Genomic DNA, 19,560 nt, shown 5'->3' on the forward strand with positions numbered 1-19,560 from the left:
GTGGCCGTGGCCGTTGTAGGTGAGGGTGGCGGACAGGCCCTCGCCGAAGTCGAGCAGGGCGTTGAAGGCGCCCTCGGTTCCGCGGGCGCGGTCCCACACCGTGGCGGTGGCGCGGATGGAGCGCGCGGGGCGGCCGGCGAGAAGGCGGGCGACCTCCACCTGGTGCGGCGCCTGGGAAAAGATGGCGCCGCCGCCCTGCGCCGTGTCCAGCTCCTCCGGGCGGCGGGGGCGGTACAGGTAGTCGGTGAAGTTGAGCGCCGTGACCATGCGGACGGCGCCGTACTCGCCCGAGCGGATGAGGTCGCGGGCGCGGAGATAGGGCGCGTCGAAGGAATGGCTGTGGCCGACGAGGAGGTGGATGCCCCCCTCCCGCGCGGCGGCGATCATGGCGAGGCCGTCCTCCACGGTCAGCGCCATCGGCTTCTCCACCAGCACGTGCTTGCCGGCGGCCGCGGCGGCACGGACATGGGCGACGTGGAACTGGTGGGGCGAGGCGATGTAGACGGCATCGAGGCCGGGATCGGCGCAGAGGGCTTCCACGCTGTCATGGGTGCGCGCGCCGAAATCCTGCGCGAAGCGCGCGCGTGCCTCGGGGCGCGGGTCGGCGCAGGCGGCCATCTCCACGCGCGTGTCGCGCGCAAGGGTTGGCAGCATGAGCATGAAGGCGCGGCCGAGGCCGGCGACGCCGAGGCGGATGCGCCGCACGCCTAGAGCTCCAGCACGAGGCTGTCGGTCCTGGCGCGGGAGACGCAGATCATGAGCGCCGTCTTCTGCTCGGCGGGCGTGAGGACCATGTCGCGGTGGTCCACCTCGCCGGCGGTGTAGCGGGTGCGGCAGGTGCCGCAGGTGCCGCTCTCGCAGGAGGAGGGAAGCTTGCGGCCGTGAGCGCGCAGCACCTCCAGGATGGTGGTGCCGACGGGAACCTCGAGCGGAGCGCCATCGGGGCCAAGGCGGACCGTGAAGGGCTTGTCGTCGGCGCGGGGGCGGACGAGGTCGGAGCCGAAATCCTCGAAGTGGACGCTGTTCTCCGGCCAGTGGCCGGTCATGTCGCGCACAGCGTCCATCAGCGGGCGCGGGCCGCAGCAGTAGATGTGGGCGCGCGTGGGTTCCTCGAAGACGGGCCAGAGGTCGTAGGCATTGGCGGGGTCGCCCTCGTCGTGGTGGATGACCACGGCGTTGCCGCCGGCGAAGGCGGGGTCGGAGAGTTCGCCGTGGAAGGCGGTGCCGGCGGTGTGGCGCGTCAGGTAGAAGAGGCGGAAGGGCTTGCCGCCGATGGATTTGAGATAGCGGATCATCGCCAGGATCGGCGTGATGCCGATGCCGCCCGCAACGAAGATGTATTCCGGGGCGCTCGTGTCCAGCTCGAACAGGTTGCGCGGCGCCGAGACGTCGAGCGTCGCGCCCTCCGCCGTGTTGTCGACCAGCGCGACGGAGCCGCCGCGGCCGCCCCCCTCGCGTTTGACGGCGATGACGTAACGGTCACGCTCGTGCGGGTCGTTGCAAAGAGAGTAGTTACGCATCGCCCCGGACGGGACGCGCACGGAAAGGTGGGCGCCGGGCGTGAAGGGCGGCAGCTCGGCGCCATCAGGGGCGCGCAGTTCGAAAAGGTGGATTCCGTCGGCGGCAGGCTCCGCGCGGGTTACCCGGAGGGGCATGAATTCGCCTTCGGCGGGCGCTTCGAGCATGGGGCGTGTTCCTCCTGGCGGCCTCTGAGGACTGCGTATAGAACATACTTAGAAGACTAAGCTTCACTAAGCAAGAGTGTTTCCAGAAAATCACCTGCATCACGTTTCGTGGAGGTGTGCCGGGGGCGCTCATAGGCTTGTGCCGACGGAGGAAGACCCGCGAGCTTCTCGCTTGACGCAGAGAAGCATCAGCATAAACTTAGCGCTCTAACTATTCACCGGGCCTGCCTAGCCCATCGGGAGAAAGCGTCCCATGCTGACCGCCGCCGAGAACGAGACCCTGTGCCGCGTGGAGGGCGATGCGCCGATGGGGCGCCTGATCCGCCGCCACTGGGTGCCTGCCCTGCTGTCCGAGCAGGTGGCCGAACCCGACGGCAAGCCGGTGCGGGTGACGCTGTTCGGGGAGAAGCTGGTGGCCTTCCGCGACAGCGAGGGACGGCTGGGCGTGCTCGGCGAGTTCTGCGCGCACCGCAAGGCCTCCCTCGCCTTCGGGCGCAACGAGAATTGCGGGCTGCGCTGCCTGTATCACGGCTGGAAGTTCGACGTGGAGGGCAACGTGGTGGACATGCCGTCCGAGCCGAAGGAAAGCAGCTTTGCCGACCGGGTGAAGCAGAAGGCCTATCCCGTGCGCGAGGGCGGCGGCTTCATCTGGGTTTACATGGGCAAGGCCGAGGAGATGCCCGTGTTCGAGCAGCCGGCCTGGGCACCCACCCCCGGCGCGAGTGTCTCGGCGCTGCGGATCGAGCTGCCCTGCAACTGGGCGCAGATCATGGAAGGGCAGATCGACAGCGCGCATTCGTCCTCGCTGCACTCCTCGGACATGCGGCCGGCGCGGGGCGATGCCGCGGCGCTGGACACGCACTGGGTGCGGCCCTCGACCGACAAGAACCCGCGCATCCAGGTGCAGGTGACGAATTACGGCATGCGCTACGCCGCCATCCGCCGGCCGCTCATGAACGCGGCCACGCAGGATTACGTGCGGATCACCACCTTCGTCGCGCCCTTCACGGCGCTGATCCCGCCCAACTCCACCTACAACGTGGCCAGCGTGATCGTGCCGCGGGACGACACCAGCACCTATTTCCACTTCATCGCCTGGACCGAGGAAGGCCGCGAGAACATCTCGCCCGAGGCGTGGCGGAAGTTCTGCGTGACTGAGGTGGGCGTGGATGTGAACGCCGACTTCCGCCCGATGAAGCGGCATGCCTCCAACGACTACCTCCAGGATCGCGAGGCCATGAAGGGCGGCAACTCCTTCACGGGCATTCCGGGCATCCCGAACCAGGACATCGCGATGTGGGAATCCATGGGCGCGATCGCCGACCGCACGAGCGAGCGCCTGGGGGCGAGCGACATCGCGGTGATCCAGTTCCGCCGGATCATGCTGGACGCGGTCGCGCGGCACGAGGCCGGGTCCGAGCCGATCGGGCTGGGTGCGCCGCACCTGCCGCAGGGCAAGCTCCGCTCCTACCAGGGGGTGGTGGCCAAGACCGCGGACTGGCGGACGCTCGGCGCCTCGGAGGAAGAGGCCCACTATCTCACGGGCATGGAGGAAGAGCCGGAGGAGCGGGAGATGGCCCAGGCGGCGGTCGCCTGAGCCCGCCGTTCTCCACGGCGATCCGGGCACCGGCGGCGGAACCGCCGGCGCCCGCGGGCACGCGCATCGACCCCCTGCCCTTCGACGAGAGCGTGGGTTTCCTGGTGCGCGACCTGAACCGCGCGATTCAGCGGCACCTCCAAGCCCGGCTGCAGCCGCATGGGGTCGCGCCGGGGGCCTGGTACTTCCTCCGCGTGCTGTGGGAGGAGGACGGGATCACCCAGCGCGACCTCGCGCGGCGCGTGGGTATGATGGAGCCGACCGCCGTGATCGCGCTGCGCGGCATCGAGGCGGGGGGATGGATCCACCGCGTGCGGTCGGAAACGGATAAGCGGAAGGTGCACATCTTCCTCACCGAGGCGGGGCGCGACTTGCGGGAGGTTCTGGTGCCGGAGGCGCACCAGGTGAACGCGCTGGCGACGCGGGGGCTATCGGGGGACGAGGCGCGGATGCTCAAAGCGTTGCTGCGGCGGGCACGGGGGAATTTTCCGCTGCAGGACTGAGGGGAGAAAGGCCACGGGTGTGTTTCGGCACCCAACTGGGACCCAACTCTAAATAGTTCGTAACCTGTTGGATCTACTTGCAGATCAGGCCACGTGCCGGGGTCCCCATTGGCGTCGATCGGGCCCCCGCTCTTTGAGCAGATTCAGAAGCAACCTCAAAGACATAAGGCCATTTTTGTGGGGTCCCGGTTGAATGCTTATCCATAGGGCTGAGGTTGCTCGGGACGGGGTCGCAGTTGTGGCGGTACGCGGCGCGCATGGCCCGGTGGGAGGGGTGGTGACCGGGGGCGAGGGTAGCCGGCTGGGCGCTGGCCTCGTCTGGGTCCCCTTCCCCTTCGGCGTCGGGCTCAAGGTCGGCCTGCGGCGCGTCGGCATGCAACACGGTGCCTCATCATCGATGCCTACATGGGGCCAGCAAAGCCGATGAGGCCCGCCTTGGCCGTGATGTAGTCGTGGTAGGGTACTGCGGGCCGCGCCATAAGGCCGCTCGCGATGGTCACGACGCTACCGCTGGGCCGCCGCTCCATAATCGGGACGATGGCCTGGCACACGGTGGGTCACTGCCGAGATGCTCAGCCTTATCGGCGACAATCCGAAGCGTACCCGTCGGAGGCAGCCCTGGCCAAGTTGTGTGGCGCTTGCCCCATCCCAGCCCTAGGAGCGTGTCTCGGTAACGGCTGAATTGGATCGACAGGTGGGACGAGCGGCGATTCGCTCGGCGGCATGACGAAGAGATTTCGGCCTGGAAGGTGGACGAGGTCTGGCTGCTGCCGCCCTCGGTGCAGGAGTTCGTGCCCCAGGGGCGTCCTGCGCATCAGGTCCGCGACAATGTGGTGGAGGAACTCGATCTCTTCGCCATCCTTTCGGCCTACACGGAGCCCCGTGGTTATTCGCCGTACCACCCGGCGATGATGGTGGGGCTGTTGCTTTACGCCTACCGCCGTGGCGTCTACTCGTCGCGGCGGATTGCGCGCGCCTGCGAAGGTTCGAAGCACTGCTTCGAACCGCGACTTCCAGGCGGTGACGGCGCTGAACCGGCCCGACTTCAGCACCATCAGCGAGTTCCGCCGGCGCCACCTTTCGGCCTTGGCCGCGCTCTTCGTGCAGGTGCTCACCTTGTGTCGACGTGCTGGCCTGGTCGGGCTCGGCCATGTCGCGGTGGACGGCACCAAGCTGCGGGCCAATGCCTCCAAGCACAAGGCGATGAGCTACGCCCGGATGGGCCCGGCCGAGGCCGAGCTGGCGGCCGAGGTTGAGGGATGGCTGGCGCAGGCGGAGGGGACGGATGCCGAGGAGGACGCCACTCTCGGGGCCGAGCGGCGCGGCGACGAGATGCCGGATTGGATGCGCGACAAGGGGCGCCGCCTGGAGCGGATCCGGGCCGCGAAGGCGGAGCTGGAGGCCGAGGCACGGGCTGCGGAAGCCGCTAAGCCGGATCCGGAGACCAAGGCCGATGGCTCGCCGGGCGGGCGCCGCGGGCGCAAGCCGAAGCGTGCACCTGGCGTACCGAACCCCAGTGCCCAACGCAACTTCACCGACCCGGAGAGCCGGATCATGAAGGGCCGCGACGGCTTCCTGCAGGCCTACAATGCGGGTCCCGCGGTGGACGCGACGGCACAGGTGATCGTGGCGCATCACCTGACCAACAAGGCCTCCGACCAGGACGCCTGTCTCGTCTCGGAACATTGTTGGGATCCGGTCGGCTTGGCCATTGTAGACTACGCTTGTTGCTTTGAACGCCTGAAGAGCGCCGTGCAGGGAGGCAAGTAAGCCATGCTCCAGATGCATGGCAGAGCGCCGGATTATGTTGCACAGGGTGGCCGCCGTCCGCACCAGGGCTGGGCCTGTTCGAGCTGCGCTGACAGCCGCAAGAGGACATCTTCCCGGCCAAACCCGCCGACGAATTGCACGCCGACCGGCAGGCCCTCGCGGCTCATGCCTAGCGGCAGCGAAATAGCGGGCTGGCCGGTAACGTTGAAGATTCCCGTGAAAGGCGCGAAGTCCCGCACCTTCCTCCGGTGCTCCGCGTAGCTGTCGTCTTGTTTGCGCAGCGTGCCAAGCGGGGGCGGAACCTGCGCCAAGGTTGGGGTGATCAGGACGTCGTACCTATCGAAAAATCGAGCAATCCGGCGGCTAACGCCGTGCAGTGCATTGATTGCGCCGGCGTATTCAGCAGCCGTCGTTCCGCGCGCGGTCTCCGCCGCCGCCCAGGTGAGCGGTTCCACGTCCCCACGCTCCGCATCACGGCCGAGGGCCATGGCCCTCTGCAGGATGGCGAGGCGTATATGCGTGGCGATAACGAGGTTGCTGCAGGCGAATTCGTCCATCGAGAAATCGGGCTGGTCCACTTCTACATGGTGGCCAAGCGACGCGCAGAGCGCCGCAGCCTGCTCCGTCGCGGCCATGCAGTCCGGTTCGGTTTCCGGGCCGCCTGCGAAGCGGGTCGTGAATGCCATGCGCAACCGCCCGGGGTCGGCGCCGACTTCGCAGAGAAAGGGCCCTGCCGGCGTGGGCGCGGCGTAGGGGTCGCCCGGTGCTAGGCCATGTGTTGCGTCGAGCAGGGCGGCGCTGTCGCGCACGCTGCGGCTCAGCACATGAGCCACGGAGTACCCGCCCCAGCCCTCGCCTGCGAAGGGGCCTGAAGGAGTGCGTGCCCGCGTCGGTTTCAGCCCGACTAATCCGCAGGCTGAGGCGGGTGCGCGGATTGACCCACCTCCATCGGTGGCGTGGGCCGCCGGCACCATGCCTGAGGCAACGGCGACCGCCGATCCACCGGAGGAACCAGCTGCGCTGCGCTCAAGGTCCCATGGATTGCGCGTCGCCCCCGTGAATAGGGGCTCCGTCGCCGGGGAGAGGCCAAACTCGGGCGTGTTGGTCTTCCCAACGATGACCAACCCGGCCCGGAGGTACCGCTCGACGATGGTACTTGATTCTGTGGAGACGTAACCCGCGTAAAGGGCGCTGCCATTGGTCAGCCGCGTGCCAGCCAGATGCGTCGATAGATCCTTCAGGAGGAAGGGAACGCCGCAGAGATGGCCCTCTACCGGCGATTGCGCCGCGAGTGCCGCGCCATGCTCCGGAAAGGACGCCGTCAAGGCATTGAGCGCCGGGTTTAGGCGCGCGATCCTCTCGGCTGCCGCCTCGGCGACCTCACTCGCGCTGACCTTACGCCGTTCTATTAGCTGGGCGAGGCCGACCGCATCAAATGATCCGTATTCGCTGAAGGCGGCCACCGGCTATCTCCTAACCCGGGTTGCGGCAACAGGCAGTTGATCTCGCCACGCTCCAGATGCTTAGGTTACGAAGTAACCAGGAGGAAGGCAATGCAGCGTCGCAATCTGCTCTTGGCAGCGTCCTCAGGACTGCTCCTGCCCTCGGTCGCTCGGACGCAGGCCAGCAAGGTTTTGCGCTTCATCCCTCAGGCGGACCTCTCGGCCACGGACCCGCACTTTGTAGCCAACTACGTCACGCGCAATCACGGCTACATGGTGTTCGACACCCTTTACGGTCTGGACGCGCAGTACCGGTCGACGCCGCAGATGGTGGAAGGTCATTCGGTCGAGGAGGATGGCCGCCGGTGGCGGCTGGTACTTCGGGAAGGAATGACATGGCACGACGGCGAACGGGTGCTGGCCCGTGATTGCGTGGCCAGCATACGGCGCTGGGGAAGTCGTGACTCGTTCGGACGGCTGCTGCTCGACGCTACCGAGGAGGTCGCCGCGGCGGACGACCGCACCATCGTCTTCCGGCTGAAGCGACCGTTCCCGCGCCTGCCAGACGCGCTCGCGAAGTCGAACCCACTGATGCCAGCAATGCTGCCAGAACGACTGGCCCGCCTCCCTCCCTCCGTGGCCCTGCCCGAGGTGATCGGCAGCGGACCTTTCCGCTTTGTTCCAGGCGAGCGAGTGCCGGGAGCGCTCGCCGTCTATCACCGCTTCGCGGCATACCGCGCGCGCGAATCGGGCGACGCGGTTGCGACCTCCGGGCCGAAGCGGGTCCATGTTGACCGGGTAGAGTGGCACACCATGCCTGATCCATCCACGTCTGCGAGCGCCATGCGTTCCGGCGAGATGGATTGGTGGGAGTACGTGGCACCTGACCTCACATCCAGCCTGCAACGGGCCCGCGGCGTGCAGGTGCGGCAGCTGGATCCGGCCGGCTCCATGCTCATCATGCGGCTCAATCACCTAAACCCGCCCTTCAATAATCCTCGTATCAGGCGTGCCCTGCTCCGAGCCATCGACCAGCGCGAAATGTTGCAAGCAGCCGTGGGCGACGAACCCTCGATGTGGCAGACGAACGTTGGTGTCTTCGCGCCGGGCACGCCGCTGGCCAATGATGCCGGCATGGAACCCCTGACCGGACCGCGCGATCTCGACCGAGCCCGCAGAGAAATCGTTGAAGCTGGCTACGCTGGGGAACGTGTGGTGCTGATCGTGCCGACGGATTTCCCGACCTTCCGTGCACTGGCCGACGTGGGCGCCGACATGATGGGGAAAATCGGCCTCAAGGTCGATTATCAGGCACTCGACTGGGCCACCGTGTCACAGCGCCGCACCCGCCGGGAGCCGGTTGATCAGGGCGGCTGGAGCTGCTTCTTCAGCGGCGGCGCAGGAAGCGACTTCGTCAACCCCATCATCAGCACGCAGCTCGTCGCCAACCCGGACACTGCCTTCTACGGGTGGCCGGACAACCCGCGCGCCGAGGCGTTACGGCTTTCCTGGCTCGATGCGCCAGATCTCGCGGCTCAGCGAGCGATCGCGGTGGAGATGCAACGGCTGGCGCTGGAGGATGTGCTCTACATCCCACTTGGCCAGTACCGGCAAGTCACGGCGCAGCGCGCGAACGTCACCGACGTGGTGTCCGGCTTCCCAGTCTTCTGGAACCTGCGCAAGAACTGACACGCCTCGCACCGCTCGCGAGATTCAAAGGAGCAAGATTGTGTCCGACTGCGTTCAGATCAGGAGCCGCGGCCACTGCGATCCTCGCTTCGCCGCCATCCGACAAGCCTTTGAGGAGAACTTCGCCCACCGCGGCGAGGTTGGCGCTAGTGTTGCAATCGTGCACCGGGGTGAGTTGGTGGTCGATCTCTGGGGTGGCTCGCGCGACGCTGCGGGAACCCTGCAATGGGACGCGGACACTCTAGTCTGCGTCCAATCGGTCACGAAGGAGGTTGTCGCGCTAGCCCTGCACATCGCTGCGGACCGGGGCCTTGTTGATCTGGACGCGCCCGTCGCGCGCTATTGGCCAGAATACGCTTCAGCGGGCAAGCAGGACACCAAGGTAAAATGGCTACTCGACCACCGTGCCGGCGTGCCGGTGGCGGCCGATGCCACACCGGGAATGGCTTATGACTGGCTGCGGATGACCGAAGCGCTCGCCCGTACCCAGCCACTGTGGGAGCCCGGCACCACCCCTTGTTACCATTCCGCCAATTACGGCTTCCTCGTGGGCGCGGTGCTGTGGCGCGTCACCGGCATGATGCCGTCGGCCTTCATCCGCGAGCATGTTGCTGGGCCGCTCGGTATCGAGTTCTGCATCGGCCTACGACAGGAGGAGGAGGCGCGTGTCGCCACCTTTCTTGGTGCATCGGAGCATGTTTCGGCGACATGGGTAGCGGCCGGGGACGACAACATCTTTGGGCGCAGCTGGCGGATTTTCTGGCCGGACGAGGACTATAACAGCAGCGACTGGCGCCAGACTGAGATTCCGTCCGTGAACGGGCACAGCAACGCCCGGTCGCTGGCTCGGATCTGTGCTGCCATGGCCGAAGGCGGAACGCTGGGCGGCGTGCGTCTGCTTTCGCCCGCCGCTGTGACGCGAGCGGCTGAGATCCAGTGGACCGGCACGGACGCGATCGGCCGCTACCTTTCCATGTCGCTCGGCTTCATCATGACGACACCGAGCTTCCCAACTACCGGCCCGCGCGCCATCGGTATGTCCGGCGCCGGCGGCGCCACGGCCTTTGGCGACCCGGACCGCCAGCTCGGCTTCGCCTACACGATGAACTCGATGTATCCGGGGCCGGAGCGCAGCACGCGCTCTGCCGCGTTAGTGGAGGCGCTGCAGAGCTGCTGTGCATAAGCGATCGCTTCAGTGCCGTCCGGACCAGCGCCAGGCCGAGAATGCCGACCTGCACATCGGCGCGTGTGTCTGAGGCATAGTGGTAAGACTCCCTCGCCTGGCGCAGCTAAAATCTTTGCGCGGCGAGGGAATTGCTGCCGGCTCGAGCGGCGCCATGAATTTACTGCAGAAAGCGCTGTTCGGTCCAGCGGGCGATATAATCAAACATGTTCCGCACGCTGTTGCGGTACGCATCCGGGTTTGGGTCGCATGGAATGCAAGGTGTAAAGCCGTGAGTGGCGCCTTCAACGAAAACCAAACTCTTATCGGTGCTTCGGGCCGCGTCAAACTCCTCCTCGGAGTCCCGAATGAACAGGTAACCTGTCATTCCCATGACCAGCAACGGCTTGCTGATGACACCGACCGCGCAAATTGTGGAGTTGTTCGATGAGCAGTGATCGACGCCGTCGAAGGAGTTCGTGGAGCGGACGGCCTGCGTGCTGAGGTAAGAGCGGATCGAGAGCAACTTGGTGCCCCGATCGAAGCTGTTTGTGGTCGCGTAGGTCTCCAGTTCTGGCGGGCTGACGGATTGGACAACCTGCCTTACGACGCTGCCGTCGTTCTGGAGCAGCTGCTGTGATCGGAGCGTCCGCCGAAGCGGTACCGCTGTATCCAGACTATGCAGCTGCGAGGCTCCACCTGGACCGGGCCCAGGGTTACCCCCGTGCGGGATGACGACAATGTCGTTGTCGGGATAGGGTCCACGTCCTTCGGCGATCCGCTGCCGACGGACCAGTATATCGTCGGTGAGCCGGTTCATACGGGCCGATTGCGCGGCATAGTACCGGGTCTGGAACTCCGCAGAGTAGTGCGAGGACCCATTTGGGTTGTAGCCATTGGCCGAGTTGTAAGGATCCAGGCTCGAGTCAAACTGTCCGGGCGCCTCGCTTATCGTGGCGCCATTCAAGCTTCGCAGCAAGATCACGGGAACGCCGGGATGTGCGTCCGCCAGGATCAAGGCGTCAGCTGCGGGCAATCCCGCCAGATCGTCTCGGCATGGGACGAGCTTACGCGAATCCTGACAGAACGCGGTGCCAACCTCCGCGACGGCCTGATAGAAGCTGAGCGTCGGGCCACCCCCGCTATGCCCCAGTAGGACGATGCTGCGGATACCGGGCTGCCTTCGCAGGAAGGCCATGCCTTCCTTTACGTCGAGCGCGATGCGATCCCAATCCACAAGCAACTCATTGTTGATGTAGCGCGTGTTCATGCACAAGGCTGCGAATCCGCGTCTCGGCAGCTCTGTGCATCCAATGTGCCGAAGATAATCCGAAGTTCTATGGACGATGAGGAACGCCACATGAGGATTTCCTCCTTCCGGTTGGTAGTACACACCTTGCGCTGCACCGAGCGGAACATGGCTCGATGTGGGTTGAGCCTGCGCCATTGATGCAAACCCTGTCGCGGCCAGGACCGCCATGCAGGCAATACGCAGTCTTTGGTACATGAAACCTCCTGTGATCGGGACCCGGCCATTGAGTGAGCCGGTCTCCATGCTTCAGACAGTCAAGCTCCTCAGGTTTCGCATTCTTTCACTGTCGGTAATTATAACCTGCACTCGTCCTTATTCGCATCGGCGACCTTCAGCAACACGCTCGCAACACCTCGGAGATCAGACCGGCGAGAGCAGTCGGCCGAAGCCCAGCAATGGCGCATGGATGCCGAGCTGGCGTCGGAGGAGCCAGCCCGTGGCCTGATTGCTGGTCAGCACCGGACGCCCAAGTAGCGCCTCAGCAGCATCCACCAACTGCAGCACCCGGATGGCGGTGCAGCCAAGCAGGACCGCTTCAGCTTCATCAGGCACCCAGCTTCGCAGTAGATCTAGCCAGCGCGCCGGCGACACGTCGAACACCTCGGCAGGCGTAAGCAGACCGAGCCCATGTTCGGCCACGCATTCCAGGCCATGTTGACCGAAGAACGCCGCTTCTCGCTGATTGATCTCCTCGATGTAGGGCGTTACCAAAGCAATGCGGCGCACGTGTAGCGCGGCCGCGCCGGTCAAAATTGCCTGAGACGTTGCGATGGCCGGACAGCGGGCCGAGGCTGCCGCCTGCCTCAGGATCTCGCCTTCCAACACGTCGCTGAAGGGCGAGACTGCGGTGCAGTGGAAGGCGATAACATTGGGCTTGGCATGACCCAACAGGGCGGCTGCTGCCTCCACTCGCTCGGCCATCCGCAACAACTCCTCGCGGGAGCTGCCGTTCAGCGGTACCCGGGTCACATGCAGCGAGACGTCACTCGGCATAAGGGCTGCCAGATTTGGCCCGGCGGTGATGTTCTCGGAAGACTTATTGAGCCGGCTCTGGTGTTCTTGAGGATTTTGCCTGCTGTGCCCAGGTAGGCGGAACAATGAAGCACGTAGACATGCGGAGCCTGGCGCCGGAGGCGCAAGAGGAGCGACGGCGGCAGGTGATTGGGCTGCGCCAGGCGGGGCAGACCTATGCAGCGATCGCAGCCCAGGTCGGTCTGACCCCGACCGGGGTCTTTGACATCTGCAAGCGCTTCGCGGCGCGCGGCCAGGCGGGGCTGAAGAGCAAGACGCGCGGGCCAGCACCAGGGCATGGCAGCCTGCTAGCGGAGGAGCAGGAGGCAGAAGTCCAGGCACTGATCCGCAAGCAGATGCCGGATGAGTTGGGGCTGCCGTTCGCGCTCTGGAGCCGGGCAGCGGTGCAGGCCCTGGTCCGGCAGCGTTTCGGCATCATGGTGGCGGTGCGGACCATGGGCAGCTACCTGGCACATTAGGGCTACACGCCGCAGAAGCCGCTGCGGCGGGCCTGCGAGCAGGACCCGGCCGCGGTGCGACGTTGGCTGCGGCGCGAGTACCCGGCGATCGCGGCGCGGGCCAAGGCGGCGAACGGGGTGATCTTCTGGGGCGACGAGAGCGACCTGCGCTCGGACGACGTGAGCGGCCGCAGCTATGCCCCGCGCGGCGAGACTCCAGTGGTCCGCGCCAACCACCGGCGAGCCAATGTCGGCCTGGTCTCCGCGGCGACCAACAGGGTCGAGGTGCGCTGGATGGTGCTCGACGGTGCGATCAAGGCGTCAACCCTGATCCGCTTCCTCGAGCGCCTGGTCCGCGGCGCAGGCCGCAAGGTTTTCCTCATCCTCGACCGGTTGCAGGTGCATCAGGCTCGTGCTCACGCGGCCATGGCCAGCAACCCGTCCTGAAAGGCGGTCAGGACATGCAGGAAGGCCTCGGGCTGCTCGCGGAAGGGGAAGCTGCCGCTCCGGTTGATCAGGTGGAACTGCGTGGCCGGCTGGTGCTGCGCAATGATGCGGAAAAGCCAGAGCATGTGGTCGCGCGAGACGAGCGGGTCTTCCGCCGCCGCGATGATCTGGGTGGGCACGGGAAAGGCGGCTTCCCGCGCCGCCCTGAACAAGCCAAACTTGGCGCGCAGCACACTGCCGGTCAGGGCGGCGGCTGCAGCCGGGTTGGCCATGCGGCGCAGCACCGCCCGATGCGCCTCGCTCTCTGCCGCCGCGACAGATCCGTCCAGCAGCGTACTGTCAATGTGGTGGTGGGCGTAGGACATGCGGTCGAAGGCCCAGAATTGTGCTTGGCGGGTGGAGGCGGGCTCGGGCGCGCCGAGGAAGGTAAGGTTGTCCACCCCATCACCGCTCGGCGCCGCAGCCGCGCTGGCGACGATGGCGAGCGAGGCGAGGAGACCCGGCTGATCGAGCGCCACCAGTGCCCCGACCAGCCCGCCGAGATCGTGCCCGACGAGGTGCACGGGGCCGTCCGCCACCGCGGCAACGGCGGCGGCGGCGTGGCGGGCCATGACCTCCACCGTCAGCGGTCCGTCGCCCGCGGGCGTGCCGCCGCTGCCCGCAGCATCGATCGCGATCACGCGCCGCGTGCGCGCCAGGGTTTCAGGCAGGGCACCCCAGAGATGGGAACCGCCAGCATACGGCACCAGGCCGGGCGTGCCGCCATGCAGCAGCACCACGGCCGGTCCGTTCCCGGCGCCGCCTTCGAAGATTTGGGTGACCAAGTCATTGGCCTGGACGGTGCGAGGGGTCAGCACGGTCATGGGCGGCTCCTACCAAGCGCTATGAAGGTCGACGAAGCCGGCGAGCAGCGCGTTGAAGCGCTCGGGGTGCTCCCGGTAGACGAAGTGGCCGGCCTCGTTGAACACGTTAAAGGTGGTGCGGCGCTCGTGCCTTGCGATGCGCTCAAACAGCTCCATCCCACGCTCCACCAGGGCGGTGCGATCATTGAAACCCCAGATCACCTGGGTCGGGCGCTGCAGCCGGCCCTCGTCGATCCAGGTGAGCGTCTCGCGCTTGTAGCGGGCGAGATCCGGCAGGAAGAGGTCGGCACCAAGGCCCTCGCCGACGATCTTGTCCACGCCGCGCCGGTAGTCCGGGTTGGCAAGCGTCTCCATCACCACGTCCATCCAGGCTTCCGTCACCACCTCCTTGCGGAAGCAGTAGTTCTCGTAGACCCAGCGGGCGGATTCACGCGTGAACGGCGGATGCGGTGGCCGCGCCAGCACCACCTCGTTCGTGCCCACTCCGGGGCTGAGCGTGCCGCTGGTGACGATGGTGAGAGAGCGGACCAGGTCTGGGCGCTCCATGGCCAGCCGTGCCGAGGCGAAGCCGCCGCGCGAATGGCCGACGATGTGCACGGGCGGCAGCTTCATCGCCACCAGAAAGTCGCGGATATGCGCGACCACGGCGCCCATCGTGTAGTCCTCATCCCGCAGGGGAGGGTCGGTAAATCCCTGGCCGATCTTATCCGGCACCACCACACGGAAGCGCTTCGCCAACGGCGCGACCTGCATGTTCCAGGCATAGGCGGAGGAGGCGGAATCGGCGCCGCCGAAATTGCCGCCGTAGATGAAGACCAGCGCTTCCGGCCCTTCCCCCTCCACGTGGTAGGCCGTGCGAAGGCCGCCAATGTCGATGAACTGCCGGGGCGGGAACGGGTAGGGATCGGCCGGCTTCCCAGCATCCAACGTCATGCTATCCATCTCCTGTCTCCCCCTGCAGCGCGCGAGCAGCGCCCGGTGGCAGTGCAGCATATTGGTAGATAACTATCAATCTTCTTGTTCTCGCTCCGGTGCTCTGCCTATGCTCCCACCAGCAGACGCGACGACGGAGATGCCCATGCCCGGCCCCCCCGCTTTCCCCGTGAATGAACTTGGCAGGGCGGGCACCGCGTGGCTGTGACGGTCGGCGTGCCTTTTGAGGCGTTCATCAACCAGAGCCAGTTCAGCTACATCGGCACGCCAGGAAGGAAGGACAACTTTTCACTGTCCTACGGGGATTATAGCTGGAAGGCCGGCATCTGGCGCATGCTGAACGTGCTCGACGATTTCGGCGTGAAGGCTTCCATGTCTACGAACGGTCTCGACACGGAGCGCACAGGGCGCTGATGCCGCGTATCGAGGTAGGTTCCGGCCAACGCAGCGCTGGCCATTGATGAAGCCGTCGCCCTTTGCGTTGCTCCTTTCAGCCCGCTCAAGGAAGTCTTGTCATGATGCGCTTACCGCTCCACCGGCGCTCCTTTCTCGCAACGTCTATAACGCTCGCCGCACCGCTGCCTGCGCCGGCACAGACCGGGCGGGCGCGGGTGCTGAAGTTCGTGCCCCAGGCAAACCTCACCAGCCTCGATCCGGTCTGGACGACAGCCAACGTCACGCGCCACCACGGCTACATGGTCTGGGACACGCTCTACGGACTTGACGCCTCCAACGAGGCCCAGCCGCAGATGGCCGAGGGTCACGTGGTGGAAGATGAGGGGCGGCTCTATACCATCACCATTCGCCCCGGAATGCGCTTCCACGACGGGGAGCCGGTGCGCGCGGCAGATGCAGTGGCGAGCCTGGCGCGATGGTCCCGCCGCAACGCCGCTGGCCAGTACTTTGCTGCCAACCTGGTTGAGATGGCGGCGCCGGACGACCGGCGCATTCGCATCCGGCTGAAGCGGCGACAGCCGAACCTGATCGATAGCTTCGCCTCCGCTACCTCTCCCGTCGCCTTCATCATGCCGGAGCGGATCGCGCAGACCGATCCCTTCCAGCAGTTCCGTGAGGTGATCGGCTCCGGCCCCTACCGCTTCAAGGCGGACGAGTACGTGTCAGGCAGCCGCAGCGTCTACGAGCGCAACCCAAACTACAACCCGGTCTCCGCCGGCACCCCGAGCCTGACGGCCGGGCCGAAGGTCGCACATTTCGACCGCGTCGAGTGGCACGTCATCCCGGATGCGGCGACGGCAGCCGCCGCGCTGCGGACGGGCGAGGTGCACTGGTACGAGCAGCCCGTGCCGGAGCTCGCCGCTTCCTTGCGGCGCGACCGTGGCATCACCGTGGAGCCTATGGGCATGCGGCCCAATCCGGGGGTGCTGCGCCTGAACCACCTGCACCCGCCCTTCAACAACCCGGCGCTGCGCCGCGCCCTGCTGCCCGCCATTGACCAGCGGGACTTTATGGCCGCCGTCGCCGGCGACACCCCGGACGCCATCGACACACGCTGTGGCTTCTTCACCACGGGCTCTGTCATGGCGAGCGAGACGGGGTTGGAGCCGCTGCTCGGCCCGCGCAGCTTCGATCGCGCGAAGGCAATGATCCGCGAATCCGGCTATGCTGGCCAGCCGATCCGCCTTCTCTCCCCGACCGACATCCTGGCCCCCACCGCCATCGCCCAGGTGGCGGGCGACCTGTTCAGGCGCTTGGGCCTGAACGTGGAGGAGGCGACGATGGATTGGGGCAGCGTGGTCCAGCGCCGCGCCAGCCGCGAGCCGGTGGAGCGCGGCGGCTGGTCCGCCATGACCACCGCAGTGAACGACACCGATTTCCTGGATCCCAGCGTGCACTTCGCCCTGCGAGGCAACGGGCTGGATGCTTGGTTCGGCTGGCCGAGCAGCCCGAAGCTGGAGGCGCTGCGCGAGGACTGGCTGACGGCGGAGGACCGGGCGGCGCAGAGGCGGATCGCCGGGGAGATGCAGCGCCAGGCCATGGAGGACGTGCCCTACATCCCTGTCGGCGCCTATCGCGCCATGACCGCCACGCGCCGCAACCTGCAGGACCGCGTCGGGGGCTTCCCAATCTTCTGGGGAGTAAGGGAGGGCTGAGACCGGGCCGAGGCTGCTAGCGGGAGGCTGCCGGCTCGTCTTGGCTTTCCTCAAGGCCCGTCCTGACCTTCGCCAGCAACGATAGTAGCTGCTCCACCTCCTCGTTCGTGAGGTGCCGCAGCGCCGCCTCGTTCCCGGCAATGGCGATGTGCATCATGTCCTTGCGCATGCTCCGCCCCTTCTCCGTCAGGAAGACGTGCACCACCCGCCGATCCGCCTCGCTCCGCTGGCGGCGCACCAAGTCCAGCCGTTCCATTTGGTTAAGCGCCACTACAACGGAAGGCCCCATCAGCCGCACGCGCCGCGCCAGCTCGTTCTGCGCCAGCCCGTCCTCCTCGTAGAGGGCCCAGAGGTATCCCCAATGGGAGACAGAGGAGCCGTGCTGCCGCAGCGTATCCTGCACCCGCCCCCGGAAGATCCGGTGCAGATCCCGGAACTGGAAGCCGATGTTCCAGGGCCCGGCGTAGAACTCCTGCCGCTTCCTCATCGGCCAGCGCACCCGCTCCTGCGTGCCCGCCGCCTCTACGCGGTCATTTGTGTCTGACAGGTCGGGCAATGGCGTCTTGGGGCCGGGGCGGGTGCGCTTCGGCAAGATCGAACTCTCCTTGAATAGCGCCGCTCGTAAGCCATGGCGCCCTCCACCGCCAGGGCAAGGGCAAATAGGTATCTATCTATCTATCGTTTCCGTGCCACGATGGCCTGCCCGTCGTGGCCCATCTGCCTCTGGCGGCGCTATCGACGTGATCGGCCGCATCTACGCCACTTGTCTTGGCGAGGCGCTGGACGAAACGTGGGTGGTGGAGAACCGGTCGGGAGCCAACAACACCCTTGGCGCCGCCGAGGTCGCCCGCTCGGCGCCCGACGGCACCACCCCCCTCGTTAACGCCGACATCCACCTCATGGCTTGCCGCGTCATGCGCGCCGAACCTACGACCCGGTCGCGGACTTCACGCCCGTCGCCCGCTTGGCAACCGCCCCTATGGTGCTGGTCGGCAATCCCCGCACCACGCCGGAAGGCGGCGTGGCCGCCTTCGCCGCAGCTATGAAGGCCTAGCCCGACAAGGTCTCCTTCGCCAACTCTGCCCTCGGTGCCATGGGCCACCTGTCGACCAAGAGTTTCAAACAGCAGGCCATCGCCGACGCTCTCGTGCTCTCCTACCGCGGCACTGCCCGGCGCTGACTGACGTCCTCTCCGGCAACACCGCCCTCAGGGTCGCCCCGCTCGGCTCCGCCCTGCCCCATATCGAGGCCGACCGTCTGCGCGCCTTCGCCATCATGGGCGCGAAGGGGTCCAACCGCGCGCCCAACATCCCCACCACCGCCGAGCAAGGCATGCCCGGCCTGGACTTCACCCTCTGGTACGCCGTCTGGGGCCCCAAGGGCCTGCCGGACTCCGAGGCCGACCGCCTCAACGCCGCAGTTCAGACCCTCGCCCGCGACCCGAACACCCGCGCTCGCATTGCCGACCAGGGCGCCGAGCCTGTGGCCGAGGATCGCGCCGCCTTTGCTCGTTTCGTAGATGCGGGATCGGAGCGCAATGCGCGGATCGCGCAGGTCGCGGGGATCCAGCCGGAGTAGGCTAGATGGCATCCTGGCCGGGCGGCGCCTCCCAGCCCTCACCCTCTGGCGCCGCCATGAGTTGCAGCAGAGCACCGCGCAGCGCCAGCTCCGCGCGGTTCAGCGGCCGCCGGTCTGAGTGGACGAGGCAGAGGCGCCGCCCCACCACCGGCCTGACCAACCGTGCCGCGACGAGGCGGCCAGCCCGGATGTCGTCGATCAGCGCGCCATAGGGCAGGATGGCACCGAGGCCAGGGTCCGACAGCAGGGCGCGCGTCAGCCCCATCGACTGCACCTCGTGCGCGACGATCAGGTCCAGCCCTGCCGCGCGGGCCGATCCCTCGATCATCTGCCGCAGCACCTCGTTGCCCAGAGCGGACATGACGAGCGGCACCGCCGCCGCCTCGGCGAAGGGGATCTCGGCCCGGCCGGCAATGCGGCCGGCTTCGTGGGTCTCCACGAAGACCAGCCAGTCCCGGGCCAGGGTCTCGCCGCGCACGCCGCGGCGGTCCGCTGGCATGTCGTAGCAAACGGCCAGGTCCACCGCCCCTTCCGCCACTTGGTCGATCAACGCGGTGGAGAGAGCTTCGACGAAGGAGAGCGCCACGCCCGGCAGGTCCTGCGTGGTGGCGCGCAGCAGCGGGGCGGCCAGGAGGTTTCCGGTGGAGGGCGTGACCCCCACCACCACTCGCCCGCATGGCGTGTTGCCGAGATCTCGGATGCGGGCGGCCAGGGCGTCCAGCCCTTCCAACAGCGGCCATGCGCCATCCCGGAGCGCGCGCCCCGCTTCCGTGGGCGTGACGCCGCGGGAGTGGCGGAGGAGAAGAGGGACGCCCAGCTCCTCCTCCAGGTGCCTTAGCTGGGCGCCGAGGGCAGGCTGGGCGATGCCGAGCCGCTCCGCCGCCCGGCTGAGCGAGCCGTGCTCCATGATGGCCAGCACGGTGCGCAGGCGCCTGAGATCCAAGTGTTTCCTCCGCCTCCAGCATGCGGGCGGGCCCAGGGCGGAGTCCAGCCGGCCAT

At 66.9% G+C, this 19,560-nt stretch carries 18 protein-coding genes and 2 pseudogenes; 10 read left to right on the plus strand and 10 right to left on the minus strand.

Annotated elements, in window-relative coordinates; all coding sequences use genetic code 11:
- Both ACFFIC_RS09615 and ACFFIC_RS09620 read right to left on the minus strand, forming a co-directional pair.
- The coding region (locus ACFFIC_RS09615; protein WP_377049962.1) for a Gfo/Idh/MocA family protein at positions 1–705 on the minus strand (705 nt) is incomplete at its 3' end.
- Positions 706–707: 2 nt separating this feature from the next.
- Positions 708–1,685, minus strand: a complete 978-nt coding sequence (locus tag ACFFIC_RS09620) for a PDR/VanB family oxidoreductase (RefSeq protein ID WP_377049963.1) — start codon at positions 1,683–1,685, stop codon at positions 708–710.
- A gap of 253 nt (positions 1,686–1,938) precedes the next feature.
- Here ACFFIC_RS09620 and ACFFIC_RS09625 point away from each other — a divergent pair, with 253 nt between their 5' ends.
- Positions 1,939–3,282 carry a Rieske 2Fe-2S domain-containing protein gene (locus ACFFIC_RS09625; protein WP_377049964.1) on the plus strand — a complete coding sequence of 448 codons (1,344 nt, stop codon included), beginning with the start codon at positions 1,939–1,941 and terminating at the stop codon, positions 3,280–3,282.
- Positions 3,283–3,386: 104 nt separating this feature from the next.
- Positions 3,387–3,785 (plus strand): MarR family winged helix-turn-helix transcriptional regulator, encoded by a 399-nt coding sequence (locus tag ACFFIC_RS09630; protein WP_198384587.1) that lies wholly within the window; start codon positions 3,387–3,389, stop codon positions 3,783–3,785.
- Between the two features lie 401 nt (positions 3,786–4,186).
- Here ACFFIC_RS09630 and ACFFIC_RS09635 read toward each other — a convergent pair whose 3' ends face one another.
- On the minus strand, positions 4,187–4,336 hold the full coding sequence (locus tag ACFFIC_RS09635) for an SDR family NAD(P)-dependent oxidoreductase (protein WP_377049965.1): 150 nt from the start codon (positions 4,334–4,336) through the stop codon (positions 4,187–4,189).
- Between the two features lie 183 nt (positions 4,337–4,519).
- Here ACFFIC_RS09635 and ACFFIC_RS09640 point away from each other — a divergent pair.
- Positions 4,520–5,453, plus strand: a pseudogene (locus tag ACFFIC_RS09640) (transposase); the annotation flags it as partial.
- 134 nt (positions 5,454–5,587) lie between these two features.
- Here the strand turns inward: ACFFIC_RS09640 and ACFFIC_RS09645 are convergent.
- Entirely contained in the window at positions 5,588–7,018 is a 1,431-nt protein-coding gene (locus tag ACFFIC_RS09645) for an amidase (protein WP_377049966.1), read from the minus strand.
- Between the two features lie 90 nt (positions 7,019–7,108).
- On the opposite strand from ACFFIC_RS09645, the gene ACFFIC_RS09650 reads away from it, so the two are divergent.
- Positions 7,109–8,686, plus strand: a complete 1,578-nt coding sequence (locus ACFFIC_RS09650; RefSeq protein ID WP_377049967.1) for an ABC transporter substrate-binding protein — start codon at positions 7,109–7,111, stop codon at positions 8,684–8,686.
- Positions 8,687–8,726: 40 nt separating this feature from the next.
- Entirely contained in the window at positions 8,727–9,869 is a 1,143-nt protein-coding gene (locus ACFFIC_RS09655) for a serine hydrolase domain-containing protein (protein WP_377049968.1), read from the plus strand.
- A gap of 160 nt (positions 9,870–10,029) precedes the next feature.
- Here the strand turns inward: ACFFIC_RS09655 and ACFFIC_RS09660 are convergent, their stop codons facing one another.
- Positions 10,030–11,355 (minus strand): alpha/beta hydrolase family protein, encoded by a 1,326-nt coding sequence (locus ACFFIC_RS09660; protein WP_377049969.1) that lies wholly within the window; start codon positions 11,353–11,355, stop codon positions 10,030–10,032.
- A gap of 165 nt (positions 11,356–11,520) precedes the next feature.
- Entirely contained in the window at positions 11,521–12,153 is a 633-nt protein-coding gene (locus ACFFIC_RS09665; protein WP_377049970.1) for a maleate cis-trans isomerase family protein, read from the minus strand.
- Positions 12,154–12,272: 119 nt separating this feature from the next.
- Between ACFFIC_RS09665 and ACFFIC_RS09670 the strand changes: the two are divergent.
- A pseudogene (locus tag ACFFIC_RS09670) lies at positions 12,273–13,076 on the plus strand (IS630 family transposase).
- Here ACFFIC_RS09670 and ACFFIC_RS09675 read toward each other — a convergent pair.
- Entirely contained in the window at positions 13,046–13,939 is an 894-nt protein-coding gene (locus ACFFIC_RS09675; RefSeq protein ID WP_377049971.1) for an alpha/beta fold hydrolase, read from the minus strand. The pseudogene ACFFIC_RS09670 and the gene ACFFIC_RS09675 sit on opposite strands and share 31 nt — an antisense overlap.
- Before the next feature lie 9 nt (positions 13,940–13,948).
- Positions 13,949–14,872: an alpha/beta fold hydrolase gene (locus tag ACFFIC_RS09680; RefSeq protein ID WP_377049972.1), complete on the minus strand. Its 924-nt coding sequence runs from the start codon at positions 14,870–14,872 to the stop codon at positions 13,949–13,951.
- A gap of 198 nt (positions 14,873–15,070) precedes the next feature.
- On the opposite strand from ACFFIC_RS09680, the gene ACFFIC_RS09685 reads away from it, so the two are divergent.
- Entirely contained in the window at positions 15,071–15,286 is a 216-nt protein-coding gene (locus ACFFIC_RS09685; protein WP_377049973.1) for a polysaccharide deacetylase family protein, read from the plus strand.
- Positions 15,287–15,390: 104 nt separating this feature from the next.
- On the plus strand, positions 15,391–16,983 hold the full coding sequence (locus ACFFIC_RS09690) for an ABC transporter substrate-binding protein (RefSeq protein WP_198384468.1): 1,593 nt from the start codon (positions 15,391–15,393) through the stop codon (positions 16,981–16,983).
- A 16-nt stretch (positions 16,984–16,999) separates the two neighbouring features.
- Here ACFFIC_RS09690 and ACFFIC_RS09695 read toward each other — a convergent pair whose 3' ends face one another.
- Positions 17,000–17,575: a MarR family winged helix-turn-helix transcriptional regulator gene (locus tag ACFFIC_RS09695; RefSeq protein WP_377049974.1), complete on the minus strand. Its 576-nt coding sequence runs from the start codon at positions 17,573–17,575 to the stop codon at positions 17,000–17,002.
- Positions 17,576–17,887: 312 nt separating this feature from the next.
- Here ACFFIC_RS09695 and ACFFIC_RS09700 point away from each other — a divergent pair, with 312 nt between their 5' ends.
- Together ACFFIC_RS09700 and ACFFIC_RS09705 are read left to right on the plus strand one after the other, a co-directional pair.
- Positions 17,888–18,037, plus strand: a complete 150-nt coding sequence (locus tag ACFFIC_RS09700; protein ID WP_377049991.1) for a hypothetical protein — start codon at positions 17,888–17,890, stop codon at positions 18,035–18,037.
- A 122-nt stretch (positions 18,038–18,159) separates the two neighbouring features.
- Positions 18,160–18,561 (plus strand): Bug family tripartite tricarboxylate transporter substrate binding protein, encoded by a 402-nt coding sequence (locus ACFFIC_RS09705; protein WP_377049989.1) that lies wholly within the window; start codon positions 18,160–18,162, stop codon positions 18,559–18,561.
- A 1-nt stretch (position 18,562) separates the two neighbouring features.
- Here the strand turns inward: ACFFIC_RS09705 and ACFFIC_RS09710 are convergent, their stop codons facing one another.
- Complete coding sequence (locus ACFFIC_RS09710) at positions 18,563–19,504, minus strand: LysR family transcriptional regulator (protein WP_198384460.1); 942 nt, start codon at positions 19,502–19,504, stop codon at positions 18,563–18,565.
- Positions 19,505–19,560: the final 56 nt, after the last annotated feature.

It is taken from the genome of Muricoccus vinaceus (genome assembly GCF_042433125.1).
GTDB classification, from domain to species: Bacteria; Pseudomonadota; Alphaproteobacteria; order Acetobacterales; family Acetobacteraceae; genus Roseomonas; species Roseomonas vinacea.

Excerpts from the sequence above, each read along its gene's own strand:
- ACFFIC_RS09620 (WP_377049963.1), bottom strand. The coding sequence starts at position 1,685 with ATGCTCGAAGCGCCCGCCGAAGGCGAATTCATGCCCCTCCGGGTAACC.
- ACFFIC_RS09625 (WP_377049964.1), top strand. The coding sequence starts at position 1,939 with ATGCTGACCGCCGCCGAGAACGAGACCCTGTGCCGCGTGGAGGGCGAT.
- ACFFIC_RS09650 (WP_377049967.1), top strand. The coding sequence starts at position 7,109 with ATGCAGCGTCGCAATCTGCTCTTGGCAGCGTCCTCAGGACTGCTCCTG.
- ACFFIC_RS09660 (WP_377049969.1), bottom strand. The coding sequence starts at position 11,355 with ATGTACCAAAGACTGCGTATTGCCTGCATGGCGGTCCTGGCCGCGACA.
- ACFFIC_RS09665 (WP_377049970.1), bottom strand. The coding sequence starts at position 12,153 with ATGCCGAGTGACGTCTCGCTGCATGTGACCCGGGTACCGCTGAACGGC.
- ACFFIC_RS09675 (WP_377049971.1), bottom strand. The coding sequence starts at position 13,939 with ATGACCGTGCTGACCCCTCGCACCGTCCAGGCCAATGACTTGGTCACC.
- ACFFIC_RS09680 (WP_377049972.1), bottom strand. The coding sequence starts at position 14,872 with ATGACGTTGGATGCTGGGAAGCCGGCCGATCCCTACCCGTTCCCGCCC.
- ACFFIC_RS09690 (WP_198384468.1), top strand. The coding sequence starts at position 15,391 with ATGCGCTTACCGCTCCACCGGCGCTCCTTTCTCGCAACGTCTATAACG.